Below are 19,021 nucleotides of genomic sequence, written 5' to 3'. Positions count from 1 at the left end.
GAGGATCCGATGCCGGGAGAAGCGCCGGGGTGGGCTGTGTGGGCCCGCCCCGGCGCTTCGTGCCGTCCGCGGCCCTCCTCGGCGGGCTACGACGGCGCGACCAGGCCGAACTCGTAGGCGTGGATGACCAGGTGGACCCGGTCGCGGGCGTCCAGCTTGGTGAACAACCGGGCGACGTGCGCCTTGGCGGTGGCCACGCTGATGGTGAGCTCCTGGGCGATCTCCGTGTTGGACAGGCCGCGGCCGACCAGGGTGAGCACCTCGCGTTCGCGCTCGGTGATGCCCGCGGCCGACTTCCGGGGACGGGCGGAGGCGTCCGGCCTGGCGGCGAACTCGCCGATCAGACGGCGGGTGATGCCGGGGGCGAGCAGGGCGTCGCCGGCGGCGACCACCCGGACGCCGTCCAGGATGGTCTCCAGGGCGAGGTCCTTGACCAGGAAGCCGCTCGCCCCGGCGCGCAGCGCGCCGTACACGTAGTCGTCGTCGTCGAAGGTGGTGAGGACGAGCACGTGGGTGGGCAGTTCGGGGTCGGCGAGGATCCGGCGGGTCGCCTCGATGCCGTCCATGCCGGGCATCCGGATGTCCATCACGGCGACGTCCGGGCGCAGCCGGGTGACCAGTTCGACGGCCTCGGCGCCGTTGCCGGCCTCGCCGACCACCTCCAGGTCGGGGGCGTCGGCGATGAGCACGCGCAGCCCGGTGCGGATGAGCGGCTGGTCGTCGACCAGGACGACGCGGATCACGGTCCCACCTCCAGGGCGGCTGCTTCGGGCTTCTCGGGTGCTTCGGTCGGATGGGGGACCGGCAGTCGGGCGGCGACCCGGAAGCCTCCCCCGCGGCGCGGGCCGGCGTCGAACTCGCCGTGCAGCAGGGCGACCCGCTCGCGCATGCCCGCCAGTCCGTAGCCGGTGCCGGCGGGGTGGGCCGACGCGCCCGCGCCCAGGTCGACGACGGTGACGGCGAGTTGCTCCGCGCCGTACTCGACGGTGACGTGGCAGTCGCGGGTGCCGGAGTGCTTGACCACGTTGGTGACCGCCTCCTGGACGATCCGGAAGGCGGCGAGGTCCACCTCGGGCGGCAGGGCCCGGGCCTCGCCGCTGCGGGTGAGCGCGACCCGCACCCCGGCGGCCGCCGTCTTCTCCACCAGCCGGTCCAGCTCGTCCAGCCCCGGGGCCACTTCGAGCGGCACGGACTCCCCCTCGCCCTGCCGCAGCGCGCCCAGCATCCGGCGCAGCCCGGCCAGGGTCTCCCGGCTGGTGGCCTCGATGGCGTCCAGCGCCTTGCGGGTCTCGGCGGGCTGGGTGTCCATGACCCGGCTGCCCATGCCCGCCTGGATCGCGATGATGCCGATGCTGTGGGCCACCATGTCGTGCAACTCGCGGGCGATGCGCAGCCGTTCGGCGGTGACGGCCTGCTCGGCGGCGCGGCCGCGCAGGGCCTCGGCGTGGGTACGGCTCTGGCGGACGGTGTTGCCGATCAGCCAGGCGATCAGGACGGTCGCGGCGAGGCCCGCGTAGGCGTACGGGTTCACCGGGTAGCCGTTGACCGCGCCCCAGCAGAACAGCCCGGTGAGCAGGGCCAGGGGCATCGCCGTCGCGATCGTCGACACCGGGCGGGACCGGGTGACCACGCAGTAGGCGACCACCGCTTCGGCGATCAGGAACTGCACCGGGGCCGTCTCCGGCACCCCCCACATCCCGAGCGCGTAGACGCCGCCGGCCAGCGCCACCGCGACGGCCGCCAGCGGCAGCCGGACCAGCAGGAAGGCCACCAGGGTGGTGACCACGGCCGTGACCACCAGGGGCATGTCCTCCACGTTGCCGTGGTAGTCGAAGAGGAGGCGCGTCTCGTCGGCCCGGGTGAAGAACCGGAACACCACGACGGCCGTCCAGAACGCCCCCACCCACACGCCCGCGGGCAGGCGCCTGAGCAGGGGCGGACGGGGCTCGATGATCATGACGCGATGGTAGCGGCGGGCCGTACGGCGGCACATCGGCCCGCGGGACTAATCCCGGGGGCGGGGGCGGCCGCCCCCGGTTGTGTCCCGCCGCCCGATGCCCGAGTACGGCCCTGACCGGCACCGTTGTCCCCGTGATCGAGATCGAGCGACTGACCAAGCGGTACGGCGCCACCACGGCCGTCGACCAGTTGACCTTCACCGTCCGGCCGGGCACCGTCACCGGCTTCCTCGGCCCCAACGGCGCGGGCAAGTCCACCACGCTGAGGATGATCCTGGGCCTCAACACCCCCACCGAGGGGAGCGTCACCGTCGACGGCGTGCCCTTCGCCGGCCGGCCGCGCGGGCTGCGGCACGTCGGCGCCCTGCTGGACGCGGGCGACGTCCACGGCGGGCGCAGCGCCAAGGCGCACCTGTCGGCGCTCGCCCGCAGCAACCGGATCCCGCTCGGGCGGGTCGACGAGGTGCTGGCCGAGGTCGGGCTCGGCAAGGCCGCCGGGCGGCGGATCGGCGGCTACTCGCTGGGCATGAAGCAGCGCCTCGGCATCGCCGGCGCCCTGCTCGGCGATCCGCCCGTGCTGCTCTTCGACGAGCCGCTGAACGGGCTGGACCCGGAGGGCGTGCTCTGGGTGCGCGGGCTGTTCCGGCGACTCGCGGACGAGGGGCGGACGGTCTTCGTCTCCAGCCACATGATGGCCGAGATGGAGCACACCGCGGACCGGCTGGTGGTGATCGGCCGCGGCCGGCTGATCGCCGACGAGAGCCTCGCCGAGTTCTCGGCCCGCAACGCGCGGTCGAGTGTGGCCGTGCGGGCGCCGGAACTCTCCCTGCTGGTCGACGCCCTGCGCGCCGAGGGAGCCGAAGTCGACCTGATGGAGCCGCAGTTCGCGATCGTCACCGGCATGGCCGCCGAGCGGATCGGTGAACTCGCGCACCGCCACAAGGTGGTGCTGCACGAGCTCGCCTCCCGGACGTCGTCCCTGGAGTCGGCGTTCATGTCCCTGACCGCCGACAGCATCGAGTACCCGGCTGGAGAGGCCCGATGAGCACCATGACCCTGACCCGTACGGAGAGCGCCCGCTCGGTGGACCCGGCGCCCCGGTTCACCGACCTGCTCGCCGCCGAGTGGATCAAACTGCGCTCGCTGCGCTCGACGTACTGGGTGCTGGCACTGGCCTCGCTGGTGGCGATCGGGATCAACCTGAACGCCGTCCACTCCGACCTGACGTACATCGACCACCCGCCGCGGCCGATACCCGGCCTCCCCCCGTACCGCTACGACGCGCTCTACCACAGCCTCAGCAGCATCGCCTGCTACGTGATGGCGATCGCGGCCGGCAGCCTGGGCGCGATCACCGTGTTCGGCGAGTACACCAGCGGCATGATCCGCACCACCTTCGCCGCCGTGCCCGACCGGCGCGGGGTGATCGCCGCCAAGGTGCTGCTGATCGGCGGGATCACCGCGCTGGCCGGGGCGGTGGTGTCCACGGTGTCCTTCTTCGCCTGCAACGCCATGCTGGCCTCCCGGCACGTCGGGCTCTCCATCGCCCAAGGGGTCAGCCTCCAGGCCGTCATCGCCTATGCGGCGATCGTGCCGGTCTGCGCGCTGATCGGGATGGCCCTGGGCGCGCTGCTGCGGCACGCCACCGCCTCGATCGTCTCGCTGGTGATGCTGCTCTTCATCCTGCCGCTGATGTTCGGCGGGGACCGCTACCGGTGGCTGCACGAGATCGGCGCCCATCTGCCGATGGAGACCGTCAACCGGCTCACCTACAACCCCGACTCCTTGACCACGATCAGCAAGTGGGCACCGAGCGTGCTGGACTCCTGGATCACCATGGGGGTGTGGGCGGTCGTCTCGGTGGCGGTGACGGCGATCGTGGTACGGCGGCGGGACGTGTGAACGGGGCCGTCGGGGCCGGGGAGCCGGAAGTCCGCCGCCGTCAGGCTCCCGGCGCCGCGGCCTTGGTGCGGAAGGCGGTGAGGGTGGTGGCCGGGACGCCGCAGGCGGGGAGGAAGGAGGCGGCGCCGCCGTGGCGGGTGCGGACGTGGGTGAGGAAGGCGGACATGGCTTCGGCGGGGGCCTGGAGGAGGGGGGCCGGGATGGTGAGGCGGCGGCCCTCGGAGTCGGTGACGCGGGTGGACCCGTGGCCGTTGAGCGCGGTGCGGTGGCGCTCGGCGAGGTTGGCGAAGATCTGCGGGAGGGCGTCGGCGGTGCGGGCGTAGTCGGAGACGATCCGCTCGGCGGGGACGCCGAGGAGGTCGAGCAGCAGGGCGGTGAGCAGGCCGGTGCGGTCCTTGCCCGCGGCGCAGTGGAGCAGGACGGCGCCGGGGCGGATGGTGGCCTCGACGGCGACGGCGACGGCTTCCGGGGCGGACTCGGCGAGCAGCAGGTAGAACTCGCCGAGGTCGGCGGCGGTGGTCATGGTCGCCATGTGGGCGGTGAGGGCGTCAGTGGCGGGGTTCACCGGGGCGGCGACGACGGCTATCCCGGCCTGCTCGGCGGCGGCCCAGTCGGCGGGCCGGGTCTCGCGGGGGTCGCGCAGGTCGACGACGGTACGGATGTCGCAGGAGCGCAGCTGGGCGACGACGGCCTCGTCGGCGGCCGGGTAGGGCTGGGCGGAGCGGTACAGCACGCCGGGGCGGATCCGCAGTCCCTCGGGGTCGCTGAGGACGGCGGGGTCGCGGAAGTTGACCAGGGGCATGCGAGGGGCCTTTCGGTGGAGCCGCACACGGGAGAGGGCTTCCAGTAGGACATCTAGACGTCTAGATGTCCAATCCCTCACCCAGGATCGGAACACCTTTCCATCCCACCTCTGCCGGGCCGCCACGGCGAGCCGGGGCGGCGGCCGTCGGCTTCGTAGGATCGGGTGCGTGGCGACGAACCTCCCGAGCACTCCCCCGAACACCCCGCTGTACCGCCGGCTGGCCCGCCGGCTCCAGGAGCGGATCGACGCCGGCGGCTACCCGGCGGGCGCCCGGCTGCCCAGCGAGCCGGAACTGAGCGCCGAGTTCGGCGTGAACCGGCTGACCGTACGGCAGGCGGTCGCGGAGCTGGAGCGGGCGGCCGTGGTGGAGATCCGCCGGGGCGTGGGCACCTTCGTCCGGCCGCCCGCCGTCCGCGTCTCGATCGCGGTCGACCCGCGCAGCCAGCGCTTCGACCTGGGCAGCGTGCACGAGGCACTGCCCGAGGGGGAGCAGGGGGACGGCGAGTTCGTGGTCGCCGCCCCGCCGGTGACCGGCTCCGCGGAGGACGAGGAGGCGGCCCGTCAGCTCGGCCGGGCGCCGGACGGGCTGTCCCGGCTGGACTCGGTGATCCGCCTCGGCGGGCGGGCCCGGGCCGCGTGCAGCTACTGGGTGCCGTTCGGGCCGCTGCCCGCCGAGCTGGTGCGCCCCGGCCACGCCGGGAACCTGGTGCGGGACCTGGCCCGGGCGGCCGGGATGGAGCTGGAGTACGACTGGCGGGCCTTCGGCGCCATCGGCGCGGACCTGACGGACGCCGAACTGCTGGGTGTACCGGCGGGCACCCCGCTGCTGGTCCGCGAGGGCGTCAGCTGCACCCCGGACGGCACTCCGTCGCTGTACGTCCGGCGGCGGATCGACGGCAGCAGCGCGCGCTTCGTGCTGCACTTCCGCGAGCGTTAGCGCGCGTCTTCCGGATCACGCCGGGAGGCCGCCACCGTAAGGGCCTTGATAAGGTTCCCCGCCCGGAATCAGGCCGCACGGGGGTTGGCAGAACACGGTGACCGAGACGAACGAGTGCGACATGCCCACCGAGCTGGCCGAGGCGTACCTCACCCTGCTCGCCGACGTCTCCCGCACCGGGCGCCTGCTGCGCCGGGACGAGCTGGAGGGGCTGCGCCGGCTCGGCGAGCAGTGCGCCGAGGCCGGCTACGGGCTGCGCGAGGTGGTCTCGCACTGCCTGGCCGCGGCCCGGCGGGCCTGGCAGACGCTGCCCGGGACGACGGGCGCGACCAGCGTCGGCGAGCTGCGCCGGATGGGCGACGCGGTGCTGGCCGCCACGGACGCCGCGCTGGCCGCGCTCGGCGAGGGGCACGAGCGCTCGCAGCGCCTGGCGGTCCGCCAGGAGGAGGCGGCCAGGCGGGAGTTCATCGACGACCTGCTGCACGGCCGCAGCGACCTCGGCCTGCTCGCCGAGCGCGCGGAGCGGTTCGGGCTTCGGCTGGCGGGCGCGTACACGGTGGCGGTGGCGGTCGGCGACGAGCCGTTCGCGGACGTCCATCCGATGGTGCACCGGGTGGAGCGGGAGCTGGCCGGGCGGTTCGGCGAGCGGGACGTGCTGCTGGCCGGCAAGGACGGCCGGCTGGTGTGCATCGCCCCGGACTCCGAGCGGGCCGTGCTGGACGCCTTCGCGGACCTGACGCTGCGCCCCGGCCCCGGCTACCGGCCGGTGCTGCGGGTGGCGACCGGGCGCCGGCACTCGGGCGCGAGCGGGGTGCTGCGCAGCTACGACGAGGCGCTGGACGCGCTGGACTACGCGCAGCGGCTGGGCCTGCCGGCCTGCCGGCTGAAGGCCGAGGACCTGCTGGTCTTCCCGGTGCTGATGCGGGACCGGGCGGCGATGGCCGATCTGGTGCGCAGCGTGCTCGGCCCGTTGACCGAGGCGCGCGGCGGGGCCCGTCCGCTGCTGGACACCATCGCGGTGCAGGCGGAGGCGGCGTACGTGAACGCGGAGGCGGCGCGCCGGCTGGGGCTGAGCGTGCGCACGCTCGGCTACCGGCTGGAGCGGATCAAGTCGCTCACGGGGTACGACCCGGCGGACGCGCTGCAGCGCTTCACCCTGGAGACGGCGGCCATGGGGGCGCGGCTGCTGAACTGGCCGGAGCAGCCGCTGTAGGGCACCTCCCGGAGGGGCCGGCAAACCCGGATGACCTGCCCGGGGCCGTCCTGTTGCCCGACTGTTGCAGTGTCACGGTGAAAGCACGTACCAGGGTGTCAAAAGGCCGTAAAGATTGCCGGATCCTGGCAATGTGCGGGCGCCTCCCACGCTGCCATGATCTCCCCGGCGCCGATGTGCGGCGCCGTCGGAAGGGCGGGGGAGCGTGGCCGGGACGGGGGACTTCTTCGCGGCCGCGCTGGCCTTTCCGACGGCGCTGTTCAGCTTCGCGCTGGTGGTGGTCGTCGGGTACTGGCTGCTGATGCTGATCGGCGGCCTGGGGTTCGACGGCCTGCACGGGGGGCACGGCGTCGGGCACCACCTGGGCGCCGGGCACGCCGGGCACGTGGGCCCGGTGGGTCACGTCGGGCACGGTGCCGGGGGGCACGGTGCCGGGGGGAGCGTGGCCCACGGGGCGTCCGGCGGGCACGGTGCCGGCGGGGGGAGTGCCCACGCACCCGAGCACGGGAACGGCCACCACGGGGGCGTGCTGGACGCGCTGGGGCTGGGCGGGGTGCCCGCGACGGTGGCGGTTTCGCTGCTGGTCGCGCTCGCCTGGTTCGTCAGCCTGGCCGGCACCGTCCTCACCTCGGGGGCACCGGCGCGCGGCGGCGTGTTCGTCGTCGCGCTGGTCGCCTCCTGGGCGGGCACCCGGGCGCTCGTCCGGCCGCTGCGGCGACTGTTCCCGGAGGACCGGCCGGTCACCCGGGCCGACTTCGTGGGCCGGGTCTGCGTGATCCGCACCGGCCGGGTGACCGCCGACTTCGGGCAGGCCGAGGTGACCGCCGAGGACGGCTCCACCGCGACCGTCCAGGTCCGCACCCCGGACCCCGAACCGGGTCTGACGGCCGGGCGCACCGCGCTGATCTACGACTACGACCCGGACGGCGAGCACTTCCTGGTCGCGCCGTTCGACCCGTCCCCGCCGGGCCCCTGACCGTCTCTGACCGTCCATCGGTTCTGGTAATCCACCAACCACTTCGCACCACCATCTCGTCAAAGGACTCCGTGATGGACACCATCGCCGTGGGTTTCGGCGTACTCGTCGCCGTCGTGCTGCTCATCCTGCTCGCCGTCCTGCTCTTCGTGGGCCGCCTGTTCCAGAAGGTCGAGCAGGGCAAGGCCCTGATCGTCTCGCGGACCAAGAAGGTGGACGTCACCTTCACCGGCGCGATCGTCCTGCCGATCCTGCACAAGGCCGAGCTGATGGACATCACGGCGAAGACGGTGGAGATCCACCGGGCCGGCCGGGACGGCCTGATCTGCCGGGACAACATCCGGGCGGACATCCGGATCTCCTTCTTCGTCCGGGTGAACAAGACCGTCGAGGACGTCGTCAAGGTCGCGCAGTCGATCGGCACCGCCCGGGCCAGTGACCCGCAGGCGATCCAGGACTTCTTCGCGGCCAAGTTCGCCGAGGCGCTCAAGACCGTCGGCAAGCAGCTGGACTTCACCGACCTGTACACCCACCGGCACGAGTTCCGGGACCAGATCATCGCGGTCATCGGCACCGACCTCAACGGCTACACCCTCGAGGACGCGGCCATCGACCACCTCGAACAGACCCCGATGAGCCAGCTGGACGGCGACAACATCCTGGACGCCCAGGGCATCCGCAAGATCACCGAGCTGACCGCGATCGAGCACGTGCGCACCAACGAGTACCAGCGCAACGAGGAGAAGGAGATCACCCGGCAGAACGTGGACGCCCGGGAGACCGTCCTGGAGCTCGAACGCCGCCAGGCCGACGCCGAGATCCGCCAGCGCCGCGAGATCGAGACCCTGCGGGCCAAGGAGGACGCGGTGATCGCCCGGGTGCAGGAGGAGGAGCGGCTCAACGCCCAGACCGCCTTCCTGCGCACCGAGGAACTGCTCGGGGTGCAGCGGGAGAACCAGGCCCGCGAGGTCGCGGTGGCGCAGAAGAACCGCGAGCGGGTGATCGCGGTGGAGAACGAGCGGATCGAGAAGGACCGCCTGCTGGAGGTCGTCGGCCGCGAGCGGGAGACCGAACTCGCCGTGATGGCCAAGACGAAGGAGGTCGAGTCCCGCCGCCGGGAGGTCGCCGACGTGGTCCGCGAGCGGGTCGCGGTCGAGCGCACCGTCGCCGAGCAGGAGGAGGCCGTCAAGACGCTGCGGGCCACCGAGGAGGCCGAGCGGATGCGCAAGGCCGTGGTCATCCAGGCCGAGGCGGAGGCGCAGGAGAAGCTCGTCAAGGACATCAAGGCCGCCGAGGCCGCCGAGCAGGCCGCCTCGCACAAGGCCCGCGAGTCGCTGGTGCTGGCCGAGGCCCGGCAGCAGGCCGCCGAGCTGGACGCGGCCGCGAAGGTCAAGCTCGCCGAGGGCGTCCGGGCGGAGGCCGCCGCCGAGGGCCTGGCCCGGGTGCAGGTGCGCGAGCAGGAGGCCGCGGCGGTGGAGAAGGTCGGCCGCGCCGAGGCCGCCGTGCAGGCCGAGAAGGCCAAGGCGGCCGCGCTGGAGGTCGGCGCCAAGCTGAAGGCGGAGGCCGAGGGCCTGACCGAGAAGGCCGCGGCGATGGCCAAGCTGGACGACGCCTCGCGCGAGCACGAGGAGTACCGGCTGCGGCTGGCCGCCGAGAAGGACGTCCGCCTCGCGGGGCTGGAGGCGCAGCGGCAGATCGCCGAGGCCCAGGCCGCGCTGGTCGCGACCGGGCTGGAGAAGGCGAAGATCGACATCGTCGGCGGGGACTCGGTGTTCTTCGAGAAGCTGGTGCAGTCGGTGACGGCCGGCAAGAGCGTGGACGCCTTCGTCGGCCACTCGCGGACCGCCCAGGCCCTGGCCGGGCCGTGGCTGGACGGACGGGCCAGCTTCACCGAGGACCTCACCCGGGTGCTGTCCTCGGTGTCCACCGCGGACGTGCAGAACCTGACGGTGTCCGCGCTGCTGCTCCAGCTGATCGGCAGCGGCGGTGAGCAGGCCGGGCAGCTGCGGCAACTGCTCGACTCGGCGAAGAAGCTGGGGATCGCGGAGACGCCGATCGGGGCACTGTCCGCCGGCTCCGTGAACGGCTCCAAGTAACGACCCGCCGAGCACCCGAGGAACTGACCGTGGACGCCTCCGACACCCGGCTCGACGCCGGCACCTACGAGGTCCTGCGCGACCGGCTCGGCCGGGCCGCCGCCGAACTCGCCGACCGGGCACAGGCCTTGAACGCCCGCCGGGTCGAGGAGTTCGGCGGCGGGGAACTACTGCTCACCGGCGCCGGGCGGCTCACCACCGCCCGGCCCTGCCTGCCGCAGGACCTCACCGCCGCCGGCGGGCTGCTGCTGCTCGGCACCCGGCCCGCCGAAGTGGTCGACGGCGACGAGGACTTCACGGACGTCCTCAGCCTCCACCGGCCCGACGACCTCTCCCCCGCCGAGGGCGCCCTGCTGGACGACCCGCGACTGCGCCAGGACCTCGCCGACCTGAGCCGCTACTTCCGCGACGCCCGGTTGGAACGGCTGCGGCCGGTCGGCGGCCGGCTGCTCGCCGTCTTCCGCACCGGCCCCGCCGCCGCCGACGTCCGGGTGCTGCGCTGGCGTCTCGACGACGACCGGGTCGACTACCAGGACGGTCGCGGCGAGCGCGACCACGCCCCCGCCGAGGGCCAGCAGCTCGACTGGACGCCGCTCACCCGGGACGACCAGCTGCCCGCCACCCCCGGCACCGCGCCGCGCGCCGACCTCGCCGGGGAACTCCGCCTCGGCGTGGACGGCGGCCGGCTCACCCTCGCCGCCCCCGACGGCCGCGAACTCCACCACGAGCCCCTCGCCGAGGCCCTGCAGACCCTCGCCGACGCCCAGGTCGCCCACGCCCGGCTGGGCACCCTGCTGCTGGTGCGGGTGCGCCCGTACCAGGAGGAGACCGTCCGGCACCTGGTGGTCCACCTGCCCACCGGCAAGGTCACCCGGATCGACGCGCTCGGCCAGGCCTGCCTACGGCTGCCCGCCGACCAGGGCGTGGCCTTCCCCGGCGGCTGCCACCTCGCCGACGGCACCGTGCGCGTCTTCGACCAGCCGGTGGACGGCCTGGTGTACGAGCGCACCCTCCTCTCCCCCAACGGCGAGGACGTGCTGTACGAGTTCCGCTCCGCCGTCGACGGGCACGCGCTGCTCCAGCCGTACAACTCCGTCCGCCAGGAGGCCGCCGCCCCGCTCGCCTGCCAGGGCTACGCGCTGCTCGACGACGGCACCCTGGTCGCTCTGCGCCCGGCCGAGGACGGCCCCACCCGGCTGCACCCCGTCCAGCTGTGGCGGAGCCCGTTCACCAGCGAACGCCACGCCGCCCAACAGCCGTCCGGCAGCGGCCCGTTGGCCCGGATCGGCAACGCCGACCTGGTCCGCGGCCTCGCCGACTGCCTGGCCCTGGCCCGGCTGGCCGCGGCCGGCGCCGACACCCCGGCCGGGCACCGGGCCGTACTCGCCGCCTGCACCCGCACCACCGACCGGCACCACTGGCTCGGCCAGGACGGCCTCGGCGACCTCGCCGCGCCGCTCGCCGAGATCCGCGAGACCGCCCGACAGGTCATCACCGAGTACGAGGCGATCGCCCAGCTCACCGCGCACGCCGCGGCCCGCACCGAAGAGACCGCAGAACACGTCGAGGGCCTGCTGCGCACCGCGCGCGGCGAGACCCTCGCCGACGCCGCCGAATGGGTCGATCGGCTGGCCGCACTGCGCCGCGCCCAGGGCCGGGTCGAGGCGCTGCGCGACCTGCCGCGGGTGGACCGGCAGCGGATCGACGCACTCGCCGAACACCTCGCCGCCGGGCTGGCCGAGGCCGCCGCCCGGGCGGTGGTCCAACTCGCCGAACCCGCCGCCTTCGAGCCGCACCGGCACCGGGCCGCGGAACTGGCCGAGCACTGCTCGGCCATCGCCACCGCCGCCGAGGCCGGGCCACTGGCGGAGCGGCTCAGCGAGCAGAGCGAGGCCCTGCAGACCGTCTCGGAACTGGTCGGCACCCTCGACCTCGCCGACGCCACCACCCGCACCGCGGTCCTGGACCGCCTCGCCGACGTACTCGGGCTGCTCAACCGCGCCCGCACCACCCTGACCGTCCGCCGCCGGGAGCTGCGCACCCGTGAGGCCGCCGCCGAGTTCGCCGCCGAGACCGCGCTGCTCGCCCAGGCCGTCACCGCCGCCCTCGCCGCCGCCGACACCCCCGAAGCCTGCGACGACCGGCTCGGCCGGCTGCTGCTCCGGGTCGAGCAACTGGAGACCCGCTTCGCCGACGCCGACCCGGCGCTCGGCGAACAGCTCGCCGAGCGGCGCACCGGGATCCACGACGCGCTCACCGCCCGCCGCCAGCACCTGCTGGAGGAACGGGCCCGCCGGGCGGACCGACTGGCCGCCTCCGCCGAGCGCGTCCTCGACACCCTGCACCGGCGCCTCGCCGCCCTCGGCACTCCCGAGGAGATCGATACCGCTCTCGCGGCCGACCAGACCGCCGTCAAACTCCGCGACCTGGCGCGGCAGTTGACCGACCTCGGCGACCGGGTCCGGGCCGAGGAGCTGACCGGACGGCTGCGCGCCGCCCGCGGCCGCGCCCACCGCGCCCTGCGCGACCGCGCCGAACTCGCCGGGGACGGCCCCGGCACCCTGCGCCTGGGCCGCCACCTGTTCGCCGTCACCACCCAGCGCCCCGAACTCACCCTGCTGCCCTGGCGCGGCCGACCCGCCTTCACCCTCACCGGCACCGACTACCGCTCCCCCGTCACCGACCCGGCCTTCGCCGCCACCGAGCGGTACTGGGACCGGGCGCTGCCCTCCGAGACGCCCTCGCTCTACCGGGCCGAGTACCTGGCGGCGAGCCTGCTGCTGGCCGCCTCGACGGAGACGTTGACGGCGGGGACGCTGACGGACCCGCTGTCGGCGGAGGCGTTGACGGCTGGGGCGCTGACGGCTGGGCCGCTGACGGACGGGAACGAGCTGCTGGAGTACGTCCGCCGGGCCGCCGAACAGCGCGCGGACGAGGGCTACCAGCGCGGGGTGCACGACCACGACGCCGCCCTGGTGCTCCGCGCCCTGCTCGAACTCGACGCCGAAGCAGGCCTGTTGCGCCACCCGGCGGCCACCCGGGCGGCGGCCCAGCTGTACTGGGCACACGGCACCGACGAACGGCAGCGGCTGGTCTGGCACACCCGGGCCCGCTCGCTCGGCCTCGCCCGCCGGGCGTACGGGCCGGTGCCGGCCCTGGCCGCGCTCGCCGCCGAACTGTCGGCCGCCGTCGCGGAGTTCGCGCCGGACGCGCAGGACGTACACGGCACACACGGCACACACGGCGCCGGGGACTACCTGGTGGCCGAACTCGCCGCCGCCGCACCGGTCTTCGTCCACTCGGCGGGCGCAGCCGTACTGCTGGACAAGTTCCACGCCACCCCCGAGTCCGCCGGACTCACCGAGGCGCTGGCCGCCCTGCCGGAGGAGCCCGAACTGCTCACCGCCCGGCACCAACTGGCCACCGCCTGGCTGGAGTCGGCCGCCCCCGACGCCGACCGGGGCGATCGCGCCGAGGCCGCCGCCGTGCTGCTCTGCCCGTCCCTGCCGCGCCGCCCCGTCGACGGCACCGTCGCCACCCGGCTGACCGGGCTGCTCGGCGACCACCCGCGCATCCGCGGCGGCTCGCTGGACCTGCGGCTGGACGAACTGCTCGCCCGTGTGAGCGAGTTCGAAGCCATCGAGATGCCCGGCCACCGCGCCTACCAGCGACTGCGCGGCGAGCTGCTGGCCGCCGAGCACGCCCGGCTGCGGCTCGACCAGTACCGCCCCGCGCCGCTCAACGGCTTCGTCCGCAACCGGCTGATCGACCAGGTGTACCTGCCGCTGATCGGTGACAACCTCGCCAAGCAGATCGGCACCGTCGGCTCCGGCGGACCGGTCGACCGCAGCGGCCTGCTGCTGCTCGTCTCGCCGCCCGGCTACGGCAAGACCACCCTGGTCGAGTACCTCGCCGAACGGCTCGGCCTGCTGCTGGTCCCGGTCAGCGGCCCGGCGCTCGGCCACCACGTCACCTCGCTGGACCCGGCCGAGGCCCCCGACGCCACCGCCCGCCGCGAGCTGGAGAAGCTCAACTTCGCCCTGCACGCGGGCGACAACGTGCTGCTCCACCTGGACGACGTCCAGCACACCTCGCCCGAGTTCCTGCAGCGCTTCATCCCGCTGTGCGACGCCCAGCGCCGGATCGACGGCGTCTGGGACGGCGAGGCCCGCGAGTGGGACCTGCGCGGCAAGCGCTTCGCCGTGGTGATGGCCGCCAACCCGTACACCGGGTCCGGACGGCTGTTCCGGCTGCCCGACATGCTCGCCAACCGCGCCGACGTCTGGAACCTCGGCGACGCCGTCGCCGGACGCGAGGACCTCTTCGCGCTCAGCTTCGTCGAGAACGCCCTGCCCGCCAACCCCCACCTGGCCCCGCTCGCCACCGCCGAGCGCGCCGACCTGGACACCCTGCTCGCCCGGGCCGCGGGCACCCCCGGCGGCACCCTGGCCGGCGCCTGGCCGGCCGCCGAGGTGGAGCGGATGACCGCCGTCCTCGCCGGGCTGCTCCACCTGCGCGGCACCGTCCTGGCCGTCAACCGGGCCTACCTGGCCTCCGCCGCCCAGGACGACCGCGCCCGCACCGAGCCGCCGTTCCTGCTCCAGGGCTCCTACCGCAACATGGCCAAGCTCGCCCAGCGCCTCGACCCCGCGCTCACCCGGTCCGAACTGGACGCCCTGCTCATCGACCACTACCGGGCCGAGGCCCAGCCGCTCGGCGCCGACGCCGAGGCCCAGCTGCTGAAGCTGGCCGAGCTGCGCGACGACCTGACGCCGGAGCAGGCGCGGCGCTGGGCGGAGCTGAAGCGGGCCTGGCGGGAGGCCTGAGGGGGTGTAGCTGGCTACACCCCCGGAAGTGAACCCCTGCTCATTGAGCCGGCCCGGCCTGGCACGATGGGATGGGGATCATGAACGCCACGGACTTCGCCGTTGAACTCCGCTCCGTCCGCCGCACCTACCGGCGCGGGCCCGAGCCCGTCGTCGGCCTGGACGGCGTGAGTGTCGGGTTCCCCTTCGGCACCTTCACCGCCGTCATGGGCCCCTCCGGGTCCGGCAAGTCGACCCTGCTGCGGTCGGCGGCCGGCCTGGAGGCGATCGACGACGGCGAGGTGCGGGTCGACGGCACCGTCCTGGGCGGGCTCCGCGACAAGGAGCTGACCGTCCTGCGCCGGGAGCGGATCGGCTTCGTCTTCCAGTCCTTCAACCTGCTGCCCGCGCTGACCGCCGCCCAGAACGTGGCGCTCCCGGCCAAGCTGTCGGGCCGCCGCCCGGCGCCCGCCGAGGTGACCGCCGCCCTGGCCGCGGTCGGCCTCGCCGACCGGGCCGGGCACCGGCCGGGCGAGCTCTCCGGCGGCCAGCAGCAGCGGGTCGCCATCGCCCGGGCGCTGATCACCCGCCCCGCGGTGCTGCTCGCCGACGAACCGACCGGCGCGCTGGACACCCGCAGCGGCCGCGAGGTGCTCGCCCTGCTCCGCGGGATGGCCGACGACCCCGGCCGGGCCGTGGTCATGGTCACCCACGATCCGGTCGCCGCCGCCTACGCCGACCGGGTGCTGTTCCTCCGTGACGGCCGACTGGACGGCTCGCTGGAGCGGCCCACCGCCGAGCAGGTCGCCGCCCGGATGACGGCGCTGGAGGCCCACGCGCCGGAGGCTCACCCGTCGAAGGCTCACCCGTCTCAGGCTCACGCGTCGGAGGCCTCGGCATGCTGACCCTCGCCCTCGCCTCCGTCCGGCTCCGCTGGGCCTCCTTCGTCGGCAGCTTCGTCGCGCTGGCCTGCGGCGTCGCCCTGATGGCCACCTCGATCCTGGTCATCGCCGCCACCGCCGAAGTCCCCGACCAGGCCCGCCAGCGCTACTCCCAGGCCCCGGTCCTGGTGATGGCCGACCGGAACGTCGACTTCACCCCCGCGACCGGCGGCGACCCCCAGTCCACCCCGGTCCCCGCCCAGCCGGGCCTGCCCGCCGGGCTGCTCGCCGCCGTCGCCGCGACCGGCCCGACCGTCGCGGACCACACCTTCTACGCCCAGCTGGCGGACGGCCCGCGCGAGCAGGTCGGACGCGCCTGGTCCGCTGCGGCCCTCGGTGGCTACCGGCTCACCGCGGGAACCGCCCCCGCCTCCGACGACCAGATCGTCATCGGCGGCGGCCGCCCGGAGCAGGTCGGCACCCGCGTCCGGTACGTCACCGCCGACGGCCCGCACACGGCAACGGTCTCCGGCGTCACCGAGGCCGAGGCCTTCGAGCACGCCGTCTTCTTCACCGACGCCCAGGCCGCCCGCTACTGCCCCGCCGTCGACGTGCTGGCCGCCTTCGGCCCCGCCGACGCGGTGCGGCGGGCCGTCGACGCGGCCGGCGGCGCGGCCGTCGCCCGGGTGCTCACCGGCACCGAGCGCAGCCAGGCCGACCCGCACCACGCCGAGGTCAGCGCCCGGCTGGACGACGTGCAGACCCCGCTCGGCCTGTCCGCCGCGGTCTCCGGCGGCACCGCCGTGTTCGTGGTGGCCGGCACCTTCGCCCTGTCCATCGCCCAGCGCCGCCGCGAACTCGCCCTGTTGCGCCTGATCGGCGCCACCCGCCGACAGCTGCGCGCCCTGGTCAACCGGGAGGCGCTGGTGGTCGGGGTGCTGGCCTCCGCCGCCGGGTGCGCGCTCGGCGCGGCCGGGGCGGCGCCGGCCGGCCACTGGCTGGTCGACCACGGCATGGTGCCCGCCGACTTCACCGTCCCGGTCACCTGGTGGGGGCTGCTGGTCGCCGCCTCGATCGGGCTGCTGACCGCGATCGGCGGCGTCCTGCTCTCCTCCGTCAGGGCCGGTCTGATCAGCCCCGGCGAAGCCCTCGCCGAGGCGGACGCCGAACGGCGCTCTCGCCTCGCACTGGCCTTCCGCTGGGTCAGTGGCCTGCTGGTGCTCGGCGGCGGCATCGCGGCCCTCGTGGTCACGGCCCGCATCTGGCCCGACGCGGCGGCCAACGCCGCCGACTCGCTCGGCCTGCTGCTGAGCATCGTCGCGGGCTGCGTGCTGCTGGCCGCCGTACTGGCCGGCCCGGCGATCCGGCTGCTGACCGCGCTGCCCGCGCTGACGGCCCGGCTGCGCGGGCGCCCCGCCGAGGACGGCGGCGGCATCATCTGGGCCACCGCCCGGCAGAGCTCGCTGACCGCGTTCCGGCGCACCGCCGCGACCACCACCCCGGTGGTGCTGGTCGTCGCCTTCGCCGGGTGCCTGCTCGGCAGCATCGACACCATCAACCGCTCGCAGGTCAGCGAGGTCCGCCGCCAGCTGTCCGCCGCCGACCTGGTCGTCACCCCGGCCGGCACGCCCGGGCTGAACCGGGCCGTGGTGGACCGCGTCCGCTCCGTGCCCGGGGTACGGGCGCTGGTGATCACCCCGACCTCGCTGATGACCGTCGACCCGACCGGCCAGGCCCTGGTGCCGCTCAGCGCCGCCACCGCGGATCCGGCCGCACTGGCCGAGGTCGACCGCCTGCCCGTCGTCGCAGGCTCGCTCGCCGACCTCGGCCCCGGCTCGGTCGCGCTCAGCCGCACCTGGCCGGGCTCGCCCCGGGTCGGCGGACAGGTGTCCGTCCGACTGGCCGACGGCACCCCCCGTGACCTGCGGGTCGCCGCCCTGCTCGGCACCGGCGCCGAGACCGTCCAAGCCTGGGTGAACGGCGCCGACGCCGTCACCGGCGGCATCGGCGGCCCGGCCCTGGCCACCCGGATCGACCTGCGACTGCTGCCCGGCACCGACCCCCGACAGGCCGCCGCCGCGCTGTACGGCGCCGTGGACGGTCTCGGCGCCCGGCTCACCACGCCCGCGGACATCTGGTCGAACGCCGCCGACAGCACCGAACAGGCCTCCTGGAACGCCCTGTTGATGATCCTCGGGCTGGCGATCGGCTATGCGGCCATCGCGCTGGCCAACTCCCTGGTGATGACGGTCAGCGACCGGCGGCAGGAACTCTCCCTGCTGCGCCTGGCCGGTGCCACCAGGGCCCAGGTACTGCGCACCGTCGCCCTCGAAACGCTGATGTGCGTCGCGGCCGGCACCCTGCTGGGCGTGCTCGGCACGGTGATCAGCGTCGGCGGCTCCTGGGCCGCCCTGACCCACCTGGTCGGCCCGACGCCCGCGGCCGTCCCCTGGACCGTGATGGGTGTGCTCGCCGCCGTCTGCGCGGTCATCGCCCTGACCTCGGCGGTGGTCCCGGCAGCGCTGGCCCTGCGCGGCCGGGACGGGCAGGGCATCCTGCGCGGCGCGGCGGGGGCTGCCTGAGAGCGGCCGAGCCGGGGTGGCCGTGTAGTCGGCGAGGGCGCGGGCGAAGGCGGCCGGGCCGGTGCGGACGGCGACGGTGTCGAGGACGGGGATGCCCTCGACACTGCTGGTCAGCCGGTGCTGCTGGCCGGGCTGGGCACGATGCGGCTGACCACCGAACTGCCGGAGCTGGGCAGCACGCTGCGGGTGTGGGTGCTGCCGACGCCGGTCGCACCCTGGCGGACCCTGGCGCGGTTCGCGGTGGCCGGCACCGTGCCGCTGCGGCTGCTGGTGCCGGGGGTCGGGTCGGCGAGGTCCGTACGGAGCGTCGACCGGGCGGCCTCCTGGCCGGCGCTCCAGGCGGCGATGCGGATCATCAAGCAGGACCGGCCGGTGCCGGCCCGCGAGCGGCACCTGGCGCAGCCGCCGCTGGTGCCCGGGGAGCGCTCGATCGGGCTCTTCCGGCGGTGGGCGGTCAGTTCTACCCCGAGGGGTCGGCGGGGGGTGAGGTCGTCGGGGGCGCTGCCGGTCCCGCGGGCGCTGCGGTTGCCGGGGGTGCTGCGGCTGCCGGAGCAGCGGAGGCGCCCGGGGTGGTCAGCGACTCCCAGACCGGGTCCGGCAGTCCGGGCACCGACCGCCCCTCCGACTGCCACCGGCGGGCCAGTTCGGCATAGATGGGCACCCCCGGGTCGGGTTCCGGAGGGTGCCCCGGCCATTGCAGGATCGTTTCTTCGGCCATCGGCCGACACCACGCGTCCGAGGCCAACCCAAAACTGCTCACATCCACCCAACGCGCCCCGGCGCACCGGGTCACGGCCGCGTCAACCGGGCGGCCCACGCGTCCACCCAGCGCGGGCCGCCCCGGCTGCTCACCCCGGGTCGCCCAC

The 19,021-nt window shown here is 74.9% G+C and carries 13 protein-coding genes; 9 read left to right on the top strand and 4 right to left on the bottom strand.

Annotated elements, in window-relative coordinates:
• Positions 1-86: 86 nt before the first annotated feature.
• Together HS99_RS37645 and HS99_RS37640 are read right to left on the bottom strand one after the other, a co-directional pair.
• A complete protein-coding gene (locus HS99_RS37645) occupies positions 87-743 on the bottom strand; it encodes a response regulator (protein ID WP_030287866.1) in 657 nt (218 codons plus the stop codon).
• Positions 740-1,957, bottom strand: coding sequence for a sensor histidine kinase (locus HS99_RS37640; protein WP_046386372.1), 1,218 nt, complete (start codon positions 1,955-1,957; stop codon positions 740-742). Before HS99_RS37640 ends, HS99_RS37645 begins: the two co-directional genes overlap by 4 nt.
• A gap of 134 nt (positions 1,958-2,091) precedes the next feature.
• Here HS99_RS37640 and HS99_RS37635 point away from each other — a divergent pair, with 134 nt between their 5' ends.
• Complete coding sequence (locus HS99_RS37635) at positions 2,092-3,003, top strand: ABC transporter ATP-binding protein (protein ID WP_030553385.1); 912 nt, start codon at positions 2,092-2,094, stop codon at positions 3,001-3,003.
• Positions 3,000-3,860, top strand: a complete 861-nt coding sequence (locus tag HS99_RS37630; protein ID WP_050366543.1) for an ABC transporter permease subunit — start codon at positions 3,000-3,002, stop codon at positions 3,858-3,860. Before HS99_RS37635 ends, HS99_RS37630 begins: the two co-directional genes overlap by 4 nt.
• Before the next feature lie 40 nt (positions 3,861-3,900).
• On the opposite strand, the gene HS99_RS37625 is transcribed toward HS99_RS37630, so the two are convergent.
• Positions 3,901-4,662, bottom strand: coding sequence for a tyrosine-protein phosphatase (locus tag HS99_RS37625; protein WP_050366544.1), 762 nt, complete (start codon positions 4,660-4,662; stop codon positions 3,901-3,903).
• Positions 4,663-4,831: 169 nt separating this feature from the next.
• On the opposite strand from HS99_RS37625, the gene HS99_RS37620 reads away from it, so the two are divergent.
• The 7 genes from HS99_RS37620 to HS99_RS37590 all read left to right on the top strand — a co-directional run bounded on the left by HS99_RS37620 (position 4,832) and on the right by HS99_RS37590 (position 18,155).
• Positions 4,832-5,602: a GntR family transcriptional regulator gene (locus HS99_RS37620; RefSeq protein WP_030553380.1), complete on the top strand. Its 771-nt coding sequence runs from the start codon at positions 4,832-4,834 to the stop codon at positions 5,600-5,602.
• A 121-nt stretch (positions 5,603-5,723) separates the two neighbouring features.
• Positions 5,724-6,815 carry a PucR family transcriptional regulator gene (locus tag HS99_RS37615; RefSeq protein WP_030287875.1) on the top strand — a complete coding sequence of 364 codons (1,092 nt, stop codon included), beginning with the start codon at positions 5,724-5,726 and terminating at the stop codon, positions 6,813-6,815.
• 301 nt (positions 6,816-7,116) lie between these two features.
• Entirely contained in the window at positions 7,117-7,791 is a 675-nt protein-coding gene (locus HS99_RS37610; protein ID WP_157846538.1) for an OB-fold-containig protein, read from the top strand.
• A 74-nt stretch (positions 7,792-7,865) separates the two neighbouring features.
• The gene (locus HS99_RS37605) at positions 7,866-9,887 is read left to right on the top strand and encodes a hypothetical protein (protein ID WP_030287879.1); all 2,022 of its coding nucleotides are present in this window, start codon (positions 7,866-7,868) and stop codon (positions 9,885-9,887) included.
• A gap of 29 nt (positions 9,888-9,916) precedes the next feature.
• Positions 9,917-14,713 (top strand): DNA repair ATPase, encoded by a 4,797-nt coding sequence (locus tag HS99_RS48045; RefSeq protein ID WP_267885548.1) that lies wholly within the window; start codon positions 9,917-9,919, stop codon positions 14,711-14,713.
• 80 nt (positions 14,714-14,793) lie between these two features.
• Positions 14,794-15,597, top strand: a complete 804-nt coding sequence (locus HS99_RS37595; RefSeq protein ID WP_030553374.1) for an ABC transporter ATP-binding protein — start codon at positions 14,794-14,796, stop codon at positions 15,595-15,597.
• Positions 15,591-18,155 (top strand): ABC transporter permease, encoded by a 2,565-nt coding sequence (locus HS99_RS37590; RefSeq protein ID WP_046386623.1) that lies wholly within the window; start codon positions 15,591-15,593, stop codon positions 18,153-18,155. Before HS99_RS37595 ends, HS99_RS37590 begins: the two co-directional genes overlap by 7 nt.
• A gap of 110 nt (positions 18,156-18,265) precedes the next feature.
• Here the strand turns inward: HS99_RS37590 and HS99_RS44385 are convergent, their stop codons facing one another.
• The gene (locus HS99_RS44385; protein WP_072654553.1) at positions 18,266-18,511 is read right to left on the bottom strand and encodes a hypothetical protein; all 246 of its coding nucleotides are present in this window, start codon (positions 18,509-18,511) and stop codon (positions 18,266-18,268) included.
• Positions 18,512-19,021: the final 510 nt, after the last annotated feature.

Source organism: Kitasatospora aureofaciens, assembly GCF_001188955.3.
Lineage (GTDB): Bacteria > Actinomycetota > Actinomycetes > Streptomycetales > Streptomycetaceae > Kitasatospora > Kitasatospora aureofaciens.
This window is presented reverse-complemented; position numbering and strand designations above follow the sequence as displayed.

Bases quoted from the DNA above. Each gene is read 5' to 3' on its own strand.
- HS99_RS37615 (WP_030287875.1), top strand. From the start codon at position 5,724: ATGCCCACCGAGCTGGCCGAGGCGTACCTCACCCTGCTCGCCGACGTC.
- HS99_RS44385 (WP_072654553.1), bottom strand. From the start codon at position 18,511: ATGATCCGCATCGCCGCCTGGAGCGCCGGCCAGGAGGCCGCCCGGTCG.
- HS99_RS37640 (WP_046386372.1), bottom strand. From the start codon at position 1,957: ATGATCATCGAGCCCCGTCCGCCCCTGCTCAGGCGCCTGCCCGCGGGC.
- HS99_RS37630 (WP_050366543.1), top strand. From the start codon at position 3,000: ATGAGCACCATGACCCTGACCCGTACGGAGAGCGCCCGCTCGGTGGAC.
- HS99_RS37610 (WP_157846538.1), top strand. From the start codon at position 7,117: ATGCTGATCGGCGGCCTGGGGTTCGACGGCCTGCACGGGGGGCACGGC.
- HS99_RS37625 (WP_050366544.1), bottom strand. From the start codon at position 4,662: ATGCCCCTGGTCAACTTCCGCGACCCCGCCGTCCTCAGCGACCCCGAG.
- HS99_RS37605 (WP_030287879.1), top strand. From the start codon at position 7,866: ATGGACACCATCGCCGTGGGTTTCGGCGTACTCGTCGCCGTCGTGCTG.
- HS99_RS37590 (WP_046386623.1), top strand. From the start codon at position 15,591: ATGCTGACCCTCGCCCTCGCCTCCGTCCGGCTCCGCTGGGCCTCCTTC.
- HS99_RS37595 (WP_030553374.1), top strand. From the start codon at position 14,794: ATGAACGCCACGGACTTCGCCGTTGAACTCCGCTCCGTCCGCCGCACC.